Source organism: Niallia sp. Man26, assembly GCF_022049065.2.
Taxonomy (GTDB): domain Bacteria; phylum Bacillota; class Bacilli; order Bacillales; family Cytobacillaceae; genus Niallia.
In genome coordinates this window covers 1,221,196-1,235,627 of record NZ_CP095744.1, presented here as the reverse complement: position 1 = coordinate 1,235,627, position 14,432 = coordinate 1,221,196, and the positions used below count along the sequence as shown (strand labels likewise).

The window sequence follows — 14,432 nt, the reverse complement described above, 5'->3', positions numbered from 1 at the left end:
GCCTAGGCTTTTCTTTATCAAGGAAAGCCTGGCTATTTTATAAATATCTTATTACACTACACTTGAAATTTTTTGGCGTTTTCTAGAAATTCTTCAACTTCATTAGCTTTAGTACGTGTTGGGAAACAACTTTGACTAGTATCTAAATGTGCGATTGCGTTCATATCTTCTCTTGTTATTTCAAATCCAAAAATATCAATATTTTCTTTCATTCTTTCAGGGTTTGAAGACTTAGGAATAGATACAATTCCTCTTTGATATAACCAACGTAAAACAATTTGGGCTACAGATTTTTGATATTTTATACTCAACTTTTGTAGAAGTTCATTGGTAAATAATTTATTTTCTCCAGCAGCAAAAGGTGACCATGCTTCCATCTGTATATTTTTGTTTTTCATTACTAATAGTTCTTCCTCACGTTGGAAGAAAACATTCGCTTCAATCAAGTTAACAGCTGGTTTTATATCAATAAAGCTGATGAAATCTATTAAACGATCTTGTTGAAAATTGTCAACGCCAATTGCTTGGACTTTACCTTCTCTATATAATTCCTCAAGTGCCCGCCAAGCACCATAGTAATCATTATACGGTTGATGTATCAAATATAAATCTATATAATCTAATCCCAAACGATCCAATGACCGTTGAAAACCTTTTTTTGCTCTTTCATAATTAGTATCTGTTACCCATAGCTTAGTAGTAATAAATAAATCTTCACGTGGCACACTGCTTCTTTTAATCGCTCTTCCCACAGCTTCTTCATTTTCATAAGCTGCTGCTGTATCTATCAAACGATATCCTAATTTTATTGCTTGATAGACCATTTCTTCACATTCCTTTTGGTCTTTGACTCTAAATACCCCTAATCCCACCATTGGCATTTTTATTCCATTATTTAATGTAACGTAATCCATTATTCTACAACTCCTTCTTCATTTTCTTTGTAACCTAGCTCTAATGTTTTTTCATAAGATTTAATATAATCATTATAAGCAACTATTTTAGTTCTCAAGTAACCCAATGCCTCTTGCATTATTTCAATCTTCTCTTCTAACTTTTTTTCTTGTTCGATTAATATTTCTTTCCTCAGTTGACGTGAGCTTTCATCTTCTTGTACAAGTGATACATATTCAATTAAAGATTCAATCGAAACCCCTGCTTTTCTAAGCGCCTTAGCATAATAAACCCAACGCTGGTCTTGCTCTGAATAATTTCGATAACCTTTATCGTCACGAGTAATTTTTGGTATTAAGCCAATTCGCTCATAATATCTTAGAGTTTCTGTAGAAATATCAAACTTAATACTGACCTCTTTTATATTCATTAGCAGTACTCCTTTAGTATTTTAGAGATACCTTACTTATAGGGGATATAAAATCAAATTGAATTATATACCTTGTAGTTAACTACAAGGCAAGTACTTTTGTGTGTTTACACAAAAGAAATTAAACCTAAAATTGTGCTCTAGTTTCTACACTTGTATCAGATATTAATTTGCCTTGTAGTAATAGTAATTATAATAAGGAAACTAAAAAGGGCCACAAATTGAAATTACTTATCTAATACATCTGATAAATTTAGGCAAGCATTTGATAAGAATGAGATAACGATGTTCATATTACTTAAGGCATAATAAACATGTAATAAATATTATTGCCCTTATAAGTGTCGACTATAAAAAGGAAGCATTAATCATTTAAGACTATAAGTAGAGAGAGTATATAGTTCACCTATATTAAGGAAAAAGACTGGAGGTAGTTAAGTAATTTTCTAGTATTAAACAAACCTAGGTATAAAGAACTTAGAAAATAGGATGATTTCATATGTAAATACCACGTATTAAGAACCTTGTTTTGTAAAACAACTAATTAAAATATTAAAGAGTCAGCAAAACAAGTACACAATAACATAGTAGTTCCTTAATTCTTTCCACATAAAAAGAGGCCTGTGATTTACTCCGTATATCTCCCGTAATTTACTGTTAGGTAATCGGCTTATATTTAATTTCATTTCTCATACTCTTTTTTTAGCTAATTTTTATTTCTGCTTTTATGGTCTTAGAAAATGTCCCTGTGTTTATTAAGTTCAGTTGACGATGAATAAGTAAGTTATTTTATGGATTAAATATAAAAATCATAGGACTTATCGGGAATTAACTGTTTTAATGCAAATAAATTGCATGTAGGAAAGTATCGGAATGTCAAAAATAGTATTAGATAACTATTATTCACAATCTCAAATGTTCCTCACCCTAATGATTGTTAAGAATGAATTTATTATTAATAACCTATCGTGAAATTTTTTTAAAATTAGGAGTAGATAAATATGGTAAACACTTTGAAAATATATATGTTAGCTTTTATTAGCTTTTTAGCGGGTACAGCAGAATTTGTAATTGCTGGCATACTAGATAAAGTTGCAGATTCAGCAAATGTTTCGTTATCAACCGCAGGACAACTAATAACCATCTTTTCTATTGGTTTCGCTATTGGTTCTCCAATTGTAATGATGGCTGCAGCAAAAATGGATCGTCGTAAATTATTAATGCTTTCTCTCATGATTTTAGTAATAGGAAGTATTTTAACTGCTACACTATCTGGATTTACTTTTTTAATAGTTTCTCGAGTTATACTTGCAGTAGGAACAGGAGTTTTTGTTACTACTGCAATGACTGTAGCACCGAAATTAGCTGGTCCAAATCGTCAGGCAGGAGCAATAGCAACCGTTTTAGCGGGCTCTAGCTCTGCTTTAATTTTTGGCGTACCAATAGGTCGTGTTATAGCATCCACATATGATTGGAAAGTTATTTTCTGGGGAATCGGTATCTTGAGTCTTGTAGGTATTCTAGTGATAGCTAAAACTATACCTGCTACTAAAGCTGAAGTACCTGTTCCACTACGTGAACAGCTAGCTTTCTTAAAAAAACCTAGAATAACTTTAGCATTTGGGATCACTTTCTTTGTATTTACTGGCTATTCAGTATTAAACACATACATGACACCATTCTTGTCTATTGTAATGGGCATGAATGAAGATGGTATAAGTTTAACTTTCTTTTCCTTAGGAATTGTTAGCTTAATTGGTTCCAAGCTTGGAGGGTTTTTGGGAGATCGATTTGGTAGTGGTAAAACACTAATTAGTAGCATTAGTATATTACTAATTTCTCTTTTTATACTATTTATAATCCTTTCTATTACTTCTGGTTCAATAGTAACTGGAGTAATATTACTTATGATTTGGGCAGGCTCAGCCTGGGTTTTTGCCACAACACAGAATTTCAATTTAGCCTCACTAGCTCCAGAAGCTTCTGGTATCATGCTTAGTCTAAATACCTCCTTCATTCATATCGGTATGGCTGTTGGTGCAGGTATTGGCGGGATTATAGTAGGAAGTGTTTCAATGCTAGCAAACGTCTGGATTGGGGCTGTATTAATAGCTATCGCAGCACTATTGTCAGCAATCTCACTTGGACTTACTCGCCCTTCAAAAAATACTGCATCAATAAATAGCTAAGATTGAAATATTTACTATTTAGTTGTTTTATTACAAATATTCATTAAGTAAAAGATTAGCAAACAAAATGAAGAAAAGACTAGATATGCTCACCTATCTAGTCTTTTTTTCACCCTTAATATCATTACATATTTTTTTATAATATAGTCTTGAAATCCATTATTAATCTCTTCTTATTAAATTATTTCACTTGATGAATTAACAACTATATTTTACATGTCCCTTTATATTGTTTTCAAAACTCATTAATTATGTCAATGAGTTTATTTTTTTCAAAACAATTAGGAGAGACTTATTCTTTTTAGTTTGTAGTCTTTTTTCTCTCTTAATCCCTTTATGTCCTCTTTTGGTGGAAGACCGAAGAAACGAGAATATTCACGACTAAATTGAGAAGGACTTTCATATCCTACCCGGAAAGCAACATCAGCTGCATCTGTTGACTCAGAGAATAGTAGGTGACGAGCCTGTTGCAGTCTAATTTTCTTTTGGAATTGAAGAGGACTCATAGCTGTTACCTCCTTAAAATACCTATAAAGGGAGGCAACACTCATATTTGCTATATCCGCAATTTCTTGACTATGAAATGCCTTATGATAATTATTTGTTATATATTCAATTACTTCTTTTATTCGGTGAGTGTGACTTCCTTCAATAGCAGTCTGCCTCAATATATTTCCATGAGTACCCTGAAGAACCCTATATAAAATTTCTTTAATAAAGAGAGGAGAAAGTACTTGTATATCTTCTGGATTATCTAACAAATTTACTAATCGAATGACAGCATCTAATAAAGATGACTCAATCTGGCTAACATAGATTGCTCGCTCTCCCTTTTCAATTGGGGTACCTTGAATTTCAGTACCGCTTAGAACCTCTAGAATTTGACTTGCCGTAAACTCAATTCTTAATGATAAATATGGAACATCGGAAGAAGCTTCCAATACACGGGCTCTGGCTGGCAATCCAACTGATGCCACAAGATAATCAGAAGGTCCATAAGTAAAATGCTCCTGTCCTAAAGTGACTTCCTTCGTACCCTGAACAACAATGAATAGGGCAGGTTTATACACACTATAATCCGGATCAGTAGTATTAGATAATCGAACAAAACGTAAAAATGGAATGGCAGTATCATAATATCCGTCTTCTCGTGTATAACGTTCAAGAAATTCGATAAGTTCTTTTTGTTGTTTGATTAGTTTAGACATATGATCATCCTCAATCTTTTTGAAATATATACGTATATTTAGCTGTTCAGCAAGTTCCTATACGTAAAGGAAAGTAATGAATATAAAAATAAGTTAGCGGCCACTTGTCTTTTAATTCGCCCTCCTTATCCATTTGAATAGAAAAAACCGAATTTCCTAATAGGAAAAATCGGTCTTTTATAGTTTACTCTTTACTTATAGAACCAACAATAATTCTTATCAATTATTCATGTATCCTCCACTCATTCAACATCTTAGCCATATCTGCAGAAAAATGATCAACTATTTCGCTTTTACCTATATCCATTAATGCAATCTTACTCATATCTTCATCACTTAAAGTGAAATCCCAAATATTAAAGTTTTCCACTATACGTTCCTGATGCACAGATTTAGGTATTGTCACAACCCCTCGCTGTAAATGCCAACGTAAAATAACTTGTGCCACCGTCTTTCCATATTGCTCTCCAATTTCAGTAAGTACTCCATTTTGGAAGATATTCTTTTGTCCCTCTGCAAAAGGTCCCCATGATTGTAGTTGAACACCATATTCCTTCATTACTTCCTTAGCTATGTTCTGTTGGAAGAATGGGTGTGTTTCTACTTGATTTACAGCGGGTACAATTTTATTGTTTTTAATTAAATCAACCAGACGATCTGGATAGAAGTTAGAAACTCCGATAGCACGAATCTTGCCTTCTTCATAGAGTTCTTCCATTGCTCTCCAGGAACCATAATAATCTCCAAAAGGTTGATGAATGAGATATAAATCAAGATAATCGAGTCCTAGTTTATCTAATGAGACATTAAATGCCTTTTTTGCATTCTCATAACCTTGGTCTTGCACCCAAAGTTTTGTAGTAATAAAAAGTTCTTCTCGTGAAATTCCGCTTTTTTTAATGGCAGCACCAACTGCTTCTTCATTCATATAGGCTGCTGCTGTATCAATTAGACGATAGCCAGCGTCAATTGCATCTGCTACTACCTGTTCACATTGTGCTAAATCTGGAACTTGGAACACACCAAAACCTAAGAGTGGCATTTTCACACCATTGTTTAAAATAACTTTTTGCATACAAAGTCCTCCTCATTATAAAAATATTTTTCTAACTAAACTTGTTAAAGCAATAGTAATCCTACATGTAATCCGAATTAAAGTTACGGTATATGTTTTTTAGATTCCATAAGTAGGAACTAACAGCTATTACTTTATTAAAAGTGAATCAATACAATGATAAATGTTGAGTTAAAGGCGATTCTTTATATATTAAGTCAGATGTTTTAGTTAAAGTGCATTGCAACTACTAACTATACAGACTGATTTTTCATGTTATACATATAACTTCTTAGTAGAATAGAAACAAAGCTCAATATTAGGAATATAATTCCTCCTAATACGATATATTGAGTTCCCATACCTGATATGAAAAATCCACCAACAGCAGTCCCAATTGTTATCCCTAAATTACCACAAGCTAAAAACAGACCATTCGCAAAATCAGGAGCTTCTGGAGCCGCTGAGGTAATCCAAAACTGACTAACATTATTGGATATTGCAAATAAAATTCCCCATAAAAAAATTGTTATCATCATAGGAATAGTTGACGTTCCTGTAAAAAAGGACAATATATGAACTACTATTAACAGAACAGGAAAATACATGGCGGTTTTTACTGCATTTTTAGTAAGTAAATTTCCTCCAGCAAGGTTACCTATCAGACTAGAAACCCCTAAAATAAATAATGCCAAAGTTAAAGTATTTCCAGATATATTTGTTACAGATCCGAGATACTCTGCAATAAAACTATTAATGCTAGAAGTTGCAGATCCAATAAATATTACGGTAGAGATCGCTAACCATACTAACGGCTTTTTCAATACTCCTAATTGTGTTCCATAAGACAACCTTTCTTTAACAGGCAACGATGGAACGAAAATCAATGTAGCCATAAAAGCAATAGCATTAACTAATGCAAAAAATAACATTGACATCTCTATAGATGTCTGACTAGCAATAAAATTGGTAATTGGTACACCAAGTATCATTCCTGCAGTAACACCCATAATTACTTTTGAAACAGCTTTCGGTGCTTCTTCCCTACTTACGGAAGTAGCCGCAACTGTCAAAGCCAAAGAACAATAAATTGGATGAAAAAAGGCAGGTATAACACGAGCAACTAGCAATACAGTAAAGTTTGGTGCGAACATTGAAACAATGTTACCTATAACAAATATTCCAAGTACCAGTAACATAACCGTTTTACGATTAATTCCTGAGAACAATATTGGTAAAGTCGGTCCAGAGATAGCAACAGCAAGTGCAAAGAGACTAACTAGAAGGCCCGCTTTGGATATACTAATATTGAAATGTTCTGCTAGTGTTGGTAATATTCCGGTGATTCCCATTTCAGTAGTTAAAAGACCAAATACTCCTATTGTTAATATTATTATCAACAGTTTATTTTGTTTATCCAAGTAATCATCTCCTATAAGAATTTACATTATAAGATGTGGTGTAAAGAATACCAAATAGTGTTACGATTATTTTTGTTATTATCATAGTTCTTGAATTGTAGGACGAATAATTAACTCATTAATAGCTACATCTGATGGCTGCTCAATTGCAAATCCAATTGCACGAGCAATGTTAGCTGGGTCAATAGCAATTTCACTTTGTTTTTTTATAGATGTTTTTAATTCTTCATCCGAAATGTGGTCAGTTAATTCTGTAGCAACAGAACCTGGGCAAATTATAGTTGTACGTATATTATTCATACATTCCTCTTGACGTAGTCCTTCTGTAATAGCTCGTACAGCAAATTTTGTACCACTATACACTGAGCTGGATGGAAAGACTAAATGACCAGCTACCGATGATACATTAATAATATGCCCCTCTTTCCTTTCTCTCATAAACGGAAGAACAGCGGAAATACCATAAAGTACACCTTTAATGTTTACATCAATCATCGTATCCCACTCTTTAATTTTATTCTCATGTACAGGTGACAATGGCATTACCCCTGCATTATTAATCAATACATCAATTTTGCCAAACTCCTTTAAAGCATAGTCAGCTAATTCCTCCATTTGTTGATGTGAGGAAACATCTGTTACTTTATAGCGAGCTTCCCCTCCATTATTTTTTATATCTTCTTGGATTGTTTTTAATCTTTCTTCTCTTCTAGCGGCCATAACTACCTTTGCTCCTCTAAAAGCAAGTTCTTTTGCAGTAGCTTCACCAATTCCACTAGAAACACCAGTAATAATTACTACTTTATCCTGAATTTTTGACATAATAATTCTTCCTTTCCTTTTATTATAATAAAACTATAACTTTAGATAGGTTGACTCCCTATTATGAATTAAAAAGATAAAAAGTTACAATGGTATAATAGGAGACAACTGTGTATAATTATATAGAGAAATAAAATGACTGCAATTCCCATATATCCTAAATTTGTGTGTTAATACACAAGTTTTATAATAATGTGTAATTACTTTTAAGAAAGATTGGTGTTTCCACACATGACTAAAGTCGATAGAAGAATAATCAAATCTAAAAAGGCAATAAAAAAAGCACTAATTGATTTAATGTCTGAAAATAGTTTTGATCAAATTACAGTTCAAAACATTGTCGATCAAGCAGATATTAGCAGAAAAACCTTTTACCTTCATTATCTGGATAAGTTTGATCTAATTGATAAACTTATTGAAGAACATATACATGAGCTACGAGAAATATGTGATTCAGCATCTGAAGAGAATGAGGTTGTAAGCTGGTTTGAATATTTCAGGGATAACTATCTCTTCTTTTCCATGATGTTAAATAGTAAAGGAGCTCCTTTTTTTCGTAAACGATTTTTAGAGTTTGTTATTGAGGATATTAAAAACGGTTGGGATATAACTTTAGACGGAAAGAATCTTGGTCTAAGTGAAGACGTTATACTTCAATTTTTTGGGGCAGCTTATGTACAAGTTGTCGAATGGTGGTTCACTAATGAGATGCCATACCCACCTCAAGTAATGGAAAAACAAATTGAAATATTATTAGAAAGAAATTTAGAATAAATTCCATCCTACGCCTTCTCAATGACGCCATAAAAATTAAAAATATTGTTTTCGAGCAAGTTCTTTCAAATATAAAAAGAGTGATTACATATAATAACACTATAAGTAATCACTCTTATAAAGATTTCCAATAGACTAATCAATTTACTTAATTGTAGTACTATTTTCTTACTTGAAATTATGTTCCTAAATGTTCTAACAATTATTTAGTATTACTTATGTTATTTAGGTATTACTTCTATTTCCTTTTCGTTCTTGTTATTATTATCTCCCCATTTCGCTGGATTCATATGATCAGGCATTTCCTGGTTGATAATGTCCAGATACCGTGCAGCCTTCTTTTCCAATAATGCTGCTATTTCTTTAGCTTCTTCAAGCTTTTTTAATGCCACATCTTTTTGCTCCAATATAATTTCATAACGCTTTATTACCGTTTCATCTCCTTTTAAACACAAATCTACATAGTTTTTTATTGCTTCAACTGACATGCCAGCTTTCTTTAAAGCCTTAGCACCTTTTAGCCAGTTCACAGAATCTTGATCGAATAATCGATTATTATTTTTATCCCGTTTTAAACTTGGAACTAACCCCTTATCAGTATAAAATCGTACAGTATGTTCTGTTATATCTAACATCTTAGCTACTTCTTTAACAGTATACATCTAATCCCCCCTATAAAATTGGTACACATCTCTTGACTTCGTGTAACACGAAGTTGTTAGACTAATAATAGTTCTAGTTATTTAATTTGTAAATAAACTAGAACTTAAAACTACATTTTGAGAAGGAGGAAAGTTGAAAAAGTTTAGCTACAATCCAAACAGTTTCTTATGTTAATTTTAGGAGAATTATAAAATCAATTGAGGACAAATAGAAAGTGAGGAAAAAACAATGGAATATACAAAACTGGGGAATACCGGGTTAGATGTTTCTAGAATATGCCTTGGCACTATGGGATTTGGTGACCCAAAGGGTTGGGTTCACCCTTGGGCATTAGACGAAGATAATTCTCGTCCTATTATTAAAAAGGCCATTGAATTAGGGATTAATTTCTTTGATACTGCCAATGTTTATTCAAATGGTATAAGTGAAGAAATTATTGGCCGAGCATTAAAAGATTACGCTAATAGAGATGAAGTTGTTATAGCAACAAAAGTATATAATCAAATGCATCAAGGTCCTAATGGTAAGGGATTATCCAGAAAATCTATTATGAGCGAAATTGATAAAAGTCTTAAAAGATTAGAAACTGATTACGTTGACCTGTACATTATCCATCGTTGGGATTACGACACTCCTATTGAAGAAACAATGGAAGCACTTAATGATGTAGTTAAGTCTGGAAAAGCTAGATATATTGGTGCCTCAGCTATGTTTGCATGGCAGTTTCAAAAGGCTTTGTATGTTGCTGAAAAAAATGGTTGGACTAAGTTCGTTTCCATGCAGAACCACCTAAACCTAATTTATCGTGAAGACGAAAGAGAAATGCTTCCGCTATGCAAGGAAGAGAAGATTGGAGTAACTCCTTATAGTCCACTTGCTTCTGGAAGATTAACCAGAGATTGGTCAGAAAAAACACACCGTTCTGAAACTGATCGCGTACAAAAAATTAAATATGATTCGACAGCTGAAGCCGATAAAGAAATTGTGGAACAAGTATCTTTGATTGCCAAAAAATATGGTGTTCCACGTTCTCATATTGCTCTTGCTTGGTTGTTACAAAAAGAACAAGTAACGTCTCCTATTGTCGGAGCTACAAAAATATCCCATCTTCAAGATGCATTAGGTTCCTTATCTGTTAAATTAACTACTGAAGATATCGCATTACTCGAAAAACCCTATGTACCTCACCCAATTTCTGGTCACAATTGATGATTTATCTAACCTATGATTACTTTACTATTTCTACATATGGAAAAGCCGATGAAATTCGGCTCTCCATATGTAGAATATTGGTTTGATTTATCCTCTCTCCTAATTACATAGTTCTAACACATAATTTAAATAGGAGTGATGAAATGATCGGAAATTTTAAAATTAACCATGAAAAACAGTCTGCAATAGTGGTAGGTGCGTCGCTTTCAGGATTAATGACAGCAATTGCTCTGTCGCGAACTGGAATAAACGTTACCATTTTAGAGAGAGCTAGTGTGGAACGACGAAATGGAGCTGGACTTCAGGTTGACAGTGGAGAAATTGATCAAACTAAAACAGCTAAATTCCTTAGAAGTCTCGCATCAGGTGGGATTAAATCTGCTGAGGCTTGGACATCAATAGAGTTCCGATTACGCAAAGAGGCTTTAGCAAATCCTAGGATTGACTTACACTACAATACTCGCATCCAAACTGTGAATCAAGATGAAAACTCAGCGTGGGTAGTTACGGATAAGGGCGAAACCTTCCTTGGAGATATTGTAATTGGGGCCGATGGACATCGTAGTATTGTACGTCGTCATGTTGCACCGCACAACCCAAACGCAACCTTTGCGGGATACTTGATATGGGTAGGTATTGTAGATGAGAAGGATATACCTAATGAATATCGCCCAAGCCTCTATGCTCCTAGATTTGTTATGCCAGATGGAATCGGTGATTTTTTACTTGGATCTATTGTTGGTGCTGAAGACGGTTCGTACGAGCTAGGAAATCGACGGTTAGGATGGGCTTGGTACGATAATACTCGTAACGATTTATTGCGTGAGCTAGGATGTGTGGATGGAATGGTTGTTAAACATTCACTTAATGGGACCGACATTCCAGAACAGACACTAATTGAACTAGTAAATCAAGCTAATCAAAGATGGGAGCAACCTTGGTTATCCGCTATTAATCATAGCATTAAAACACGTAACCTTACGGGAATTCCAATCGCCGAATACGTTCCTGATAACCTTGCACGTGGACGTATAGCATTGGTAGGAGATGCAGCACACGTATTAACACCCCTTACTGCAAAAGGATTCAATTCTTCATTAAGAGATGCTGACACTTTAGCTAGCTGTATTGAAATGGGGATTAAAGGAAATTCAGCAAATGTGGCCCTACAGGAATATGAATCTCGGCGTTTAAAGATTGTACGCCAAATGGTGCAATCGGGACAAAGTTTTAGTCGTTCTTTTGGACGTAAATGAAAACTTAATTAACTTGCCTAATTTTTTAGTGTAAACATGAATGATACACAAATCCAAAGCAGTATTTTAAAGGGACATGAAAAATAATTATATTATTTAAAATTGTAAAGCTTTCCCACCCAACTAAATTTACAAATAAAGCATAAATCTTTTTAGATTTATGCTTTAACAAACTTCATTATCTGTAAATAATAGTTTATTTCAAATTTATCCATTCTTTAATCATATCTTCTCCTATTAGTAGAAGAGGGTATATTTAATTCTTCCCTATACTTTGCAATCGCCCTTCTTGAGATTTGAATACCTTCCTTTTTAATTAATTCAACTATTTTTTGATCGGATAAAGGTTTTCTTTTATTTTCCTCTTTAACGAACTCTTTAATTCTTTGTTTTATTTTTGCTGTTGAAATATCTTCCTTTACATTTTTTTGTGCCAACCCTGCATTAAAAAAATACTTTAATTCAAAAACGCCAAAATTAGTTTGCAGGTATTTACCATTTACTGCACGACTCACTGTGGATTCATGTAGTTCTAATTTTTTAGCAATGTCTTTTAATTTTAGAGCTTTTAATGGGTTGCTAGGATTTAAGAAAAACTCATGTTGAATATTCACTATCTCGTTACTTACCCGCAGAATAGTATTATCTCTTTGTATAATATTTTTTTGCAATAAATCAAAATCATCTTTCTTTTCTTTCAAATAGGTTTGTACTTCTTCGTCTTTTAATTTACTAATTTTATCAAAGTACTTTGATCTAAAAATGATTTTTTGTTTACCCGACTTATTAGATGAAAGGGTAATATTATTATTCTCAATATGTACAATAACATCTGGAACAATATAATTTTTATCGACTTCACCAAAATTACCACCTGGATAAGGAGATAAATTTCGTATGAAATCAGCAATTTTTTGTATTTTGTTTAGCTCTAATCTATAAATCTCTGCAATTTTCGCCCATCTTTTATGAACAAAATCGTCAAAATTATCCTTTAATATTTCGTATGTACAAGGTGGAGATTTCTCTCCAATTCGTTGTACTTGTAGCAGCAAACATTCTTGCAAATTCCTTGCTCCAACCCCAGGGGGATCTAATTGTTGCAACAAACTAAGTGCTTTAGTTAATATTTCAATACTAGCAGCGGTTTGTTGCTGTGCTTCTTCTAAATTTATATCTAGATAACCATTTGCATCAAGGTTTTCTGTTAAATATAAAATAATTTTCCTCAAAAACGTATCATCAAATTCCAAATTAATTTGACTTATTAGGTAGTCACGCAAAGAGATATTTTTATCTTTTATATGATAAATGTCAATAGGTTCCTTACTGTGAGAAGCATTTTGATTTGAAGACCGAACTGGAACATTCACAAAATCACTTACTATATTCACATCGAGAAATGGGTTTTCTAAAGATTTCTCTTGAAGAAATTCATTTAATTCTTCATTACTAAAACGAAGAATTTCAATGGATTGTTGTAATGACTGTGTCATAATAAGTTTCTGACTTTGCTTCTGCCCCAGATTCAGTTCAATTCGCATCTTCTTTCTCCTTTCATAACATATATACATAGAGAGATTTGTTTCTGGATAAAAATTAGTCTCTAGAAAAGGGAGTTTCTGTCCAAGATACTGTTATTTCTCGATTATTGACTTTAATAGGTAAGATACTGTAACCAGAGTCACGTAAATTTTTAGGGACCCAATGATCTACCATGAAGAATAACTCCCCTTTATCTTCAAAGACAAATGTTCCTTGCCCATTAAATGTACTACGGTAATTAGGCCCTTCACATGGATTATCTATTAATTTAGCCGGTGAAAATAGATGAGGTGTTCTAGAATATAAAGCAGCATTGGGAGACCAACCGCTGCAGCCAGATGTAATGGTAAAATAATAATTATTGGCTTTAAAGATTGCTGGTGCCTCCCTTTCTTGATCTACTAATATTTTAGTATATAAGCCGCTTACATCTAGAAAATCATCTGTTAGTTCAGAGATATAAAGTGTTTTGTTAAAATCGCTACTATGAATTAAATACCCTTTTCCATTTTCTTCGAATAGAGTCATGTCACGGCAATCTTTTCGATTAGGTTTTATTACCTTCGTTAATTCAAATGGTCCTTGAGGGCTATCAGATATTGCAATTCCAGCCCCCCATATAGATAATCTGCTGTATCATAATGAAACCACATAACAAATTTCTTTGTCTTCTCATTATAAAGGACTTTTGGACGTTCAATTACTTTAGAAGGATGTAAATAACTTTCCTTATTTTCACAATCTGCTTGTAAAACTAATCCCACATACTCCCAATCAATCAAATTATCCGATTCATAACACGATATTCCGATAAAGTCTACACGTGTTGTATTTTCAACATTTGGTGCTCCCTTATATTCTCCATACCAATAATATTTTTCATTAAATTTTAAAATCATTCCACCATGAGCCTGTATTTCATCACCTGATTTTGTATACCACTTTTCCCCATTCTTATTCATGA

General features: G+C 33.1%; 14 protein-coding genes. 4 read left to right on the top strand and 10 right to left on the bottom strand.

Annotation, left to right across the window (positions count from 1 at the left end; all coding sequences use genetic code 11):
- Positions 1-56 precede the first annotated feature (56 nt).
- On the bottom strand, positions 57-914 hold the full coding sequence (locus L8T27_RS25665) for an aldo/keto reductase (RefSeq protein WP_237943923.1): 858 nt from the start codon (positions 912-914) through the stop codon (positions 57-59).
- A complete protein-coding gene (locus L8T27_RS25660; protein ID WP_237943921.1) occupies positions 914-1,324 on the bottom strand; it encodes a MerR family transcriptional regulator in 411 nt (136 codons plus the stop codon). Before L8T27_RS25660 ends, L8T27_RS25665 begins: the two co-directional genes overlap by 1 nt.
- 1,001 nt (positions 1,325-2,325) lie before the next feature.
- On the opposite strand from L8T27_RS25660, the gene L8T27_RS25655 reads away from it, so the two are divergent.
- On the top strand, positions 2,326-3,513 hold the full coding sequence (locus L8T27_RS25655) for an MFS transporter (RefSeq protein WP_237943919.1): 1,188 nt from the start codon (positions 2,326-2,328) through the stop codon (positions 3,511-3,513).
- Between the two features lie 281 nt (positions 3,514-3,794).
- On the opposite strand, the gene L8T27_RS25650 is transcribed toward L8T27_RS25655, so the two are convergent.
- The 4 genes from L8T27_RS25650 to L8T27_RS25635 form a co-directional block, all read right to left on the bottom strand.
- On the bottom strand, positions 3,795-4,721 hold the full coding sequence (locus L8T27_RS25650; RefSeq protein WP_237943917.1) for an AraC family transcriptional regulator: 927 nt from the start codon (positions 4,719-4,721) through the stop codon (positions 3,795-3,797).
- Between the two features lie 223 nt (positions 4,722-4,944).
- Positions 4,945-5,796 (bottom strand): aldo/keto reductase, encoded by an 852-nt coding sequence (locus tag L8T27_RS25645; RefSeq protein ID WP_237943915.1) that lies wholly within the window; start codon positions 5,794-5,796, stop codon positions 4,945-4,947.
- Positions 5,797-6,029: 233 nt separating this feature from the next.
- Positions 6,030-7,196 (bottom strand): MFS transporter, encoded by a 1,167-nt coding sequence (locus tag L8T27_RS25640; RefSeq protein WP_237943913.1) that lies wholly within the window; start codon positions 7,194-7,196, stop codon positions 6,030-6,032.
- Between the two features lie 81 nt (positions 7,197-7,277).
- Positions 7,278-8,018: an SDR family oxidoreductase gene (locus tag L8T27_RS25635; protein ID WP_237943911.1), complete on the bottom strand. Its 741-nt coding sequence runs from the start codon at positions 8,016-8,018 to the stop codon at positions 7,278-7,280.
- A gap of 231 nt (positions 8,019-8,249) precedes the next feature.
- On the opposite strand from L8T27_RS25635, the gene L8T27_RS25630 reads away from it, so the two are divergent.
- Complete coding sequence (locus tag L8T27_RS25630; protein WP_237943909.1) at positions 8,250-8,792, top strand: TetR/AcrR family transcriptional regulator; 543 nt, start codon at positions 8,250-8,252, stop codon at positions 8,790-8,792.
- Positions 8,793-9,013: 221 nt separating this feature from the next.
- Here the strand turns inward: L8T27_RS25630 and L8T27_RS25625 are convergent, their stop codons facing one another.
- Complete coding sequence (locus tag L8T27_RS25625; protein ID WP_237943908.1) at positions 9,014-9,454, bottom strand: MerR family transcriptional regulator; 441 nt, start codon at positions 9,452-9,454, stop codon at positions 9,014-9,016.
- Between the two features lie 229 nt (positions 9,455-9,683).
- Here L8T27_RS25625 and L8T27_RS25620 point away from each other — a divergent pair, with 229 nt between their 5' ends.
- Together L8T27_RS25620 and L8T27_RS25615 are read left to right on the top strand one after the other, a co-directional pair.
- Entirely contained in the window at positions 9,684-10,664 is a 981-nt protein-coding gene (locus L8T27_RS25620) for an aldo/keto reductase (RefSeq protein WP_237943906.1), read from the top strand.
- A gap of 146 nt (positions 10,665-10,810) precedes the next feature.
- Positions 10,811-11,923, top strand: a complete 1,113-nt coding sequence (locus tag L8T27_RS25615) for an FAD-dependent monooxygenase (protein WP_237943904.1) — start codon at positions 10,811-10,813, stop codon at positions 11,921-11,923.
- 218 nt (positions 11,924-12,141) lie between these two features.
- Here the strand turns inward: L8T27_RS25615 and rpoN are convergent, their stop codons facing one another.
- Genes rpoN through L8T27_RS25600 form a run of 3 tightly spaced genes read right to left on the bottom strand, consistent with a single transcriptional unit; the run spans position 12,142 to position 14,430 of the window.
- Complete coding sequence (rpoN, locus tag L8T27_RS25610) at positions 12,142-13,467, bottom strand: RNA polymerase factor sigma-54 (RefSeq protein WP_237943902.1); 1,326 nt, start codon at positions 13,465-13,467, stop codon at positions 12,142-12,144.
- 55 nt (positions 13,468-13,522) lie between these two features.
- Entirely contained in the window at positions 13,523-14,026 is a 504-nt protein-coding gene (locus tag L8T27_RS25605) for a family 43 glycosylhydrolase (protein WP_237944210.1), read from the bottom strand.
- An 8-nt stretch (positions 14,027-14,034) separates the two neighbouring features.
- Entirely contained in the window at positions 14,035-14,430 is a 396-nt protein-coding gene (locus L8T27_RS25600) for a glycoside hydrolase family protein (RefSeq protein ID WP_237943900.1), read from the bottom strand.
- Between the last annotated feature and the right edge of the window lie 2 nt (positions 14,431-14,432).

Coding starts and splice junctions, on each gene's coding strand:
- rpoN (WP_237943902.1), bottom strand. CDS start 13,467: ATGCGAATTGAACTGAATCTGGGGCAGAAGCAAAGTCAGAAACTTATT.
- L8T27_RS25660 (WP_237943921.1), bottom strand. CDS start 1,324: ATGAATATAAAAGAGGTCAGTATTAAGTTTGATATTTCTACAGAAACT.
- L8T27_RS25630 (WP_237943909.1), top strand. CDS start 8,250: ATGACTAAAGTCGATAGAAGAATAATCAAATCTAAAAAGGCAATAAAA.
- L8T27_RS25650 (WP_237943917.1), bottom strand. CDS start 4,721: ATGTCTAAACTAATCAAACAACAAAAAGAACTTATCGAATTTCTTGAA.
- L8T27_RS25615 (WP_237943904.1), top strand. CDS start 10,811: ATGATCGGAAATTTTAAAATTAACCATGAAAAACAGTCTGCAATAGTG.
- L8T27_RS25665 (WP_237943923.1), bottom strand. CDS start 914: ATGGATTACGTTACATTAAATAATGGAATAAAAATGCCAATGGTGGGA.
- L8T27_RS25625 (WP_237943908.1), bottom strand. CDS start 9,454: ATGTATACTGTTAAAGAAGTAGCTAAGATGTTAGATATAACAGAACAT.
- L8T27_RS25620 (WP_237943906.1), top strand. CDS start 9,684: ATGGAATATACAAAACTGGGGAATACCGGGTTAGATGTTTCTAGAATA.
- L8T27_RS25645 (WP_237943915.1), bottom strand. CDS start 5,796: ATGCAAAAAGTTATTTTAAACAATGGTGTGAAAATGCCACTCTTAGGT.
- L8T27_RS25655 (WP_237943919.1), top strand. CDS start 2,326: ATGGTAAACACTTTGAAAATATATATGTTAGCTTTTATTAGCTTTTTA.
- L8T27_RS25635 (WP_237943911.1), bottom strand. CDS start 8,018: ATGTCAAAAATTCAGGATAAAGTAGTAATTATTACTGGTGTTTCTAGT.
- L8T27_RS25600 (WP_237943900.1), bottom strand. CDS start 14,430: ATGAATAAGAATGGGGAAAAGTGGTATACAAAATCAGGTGATGAAATA.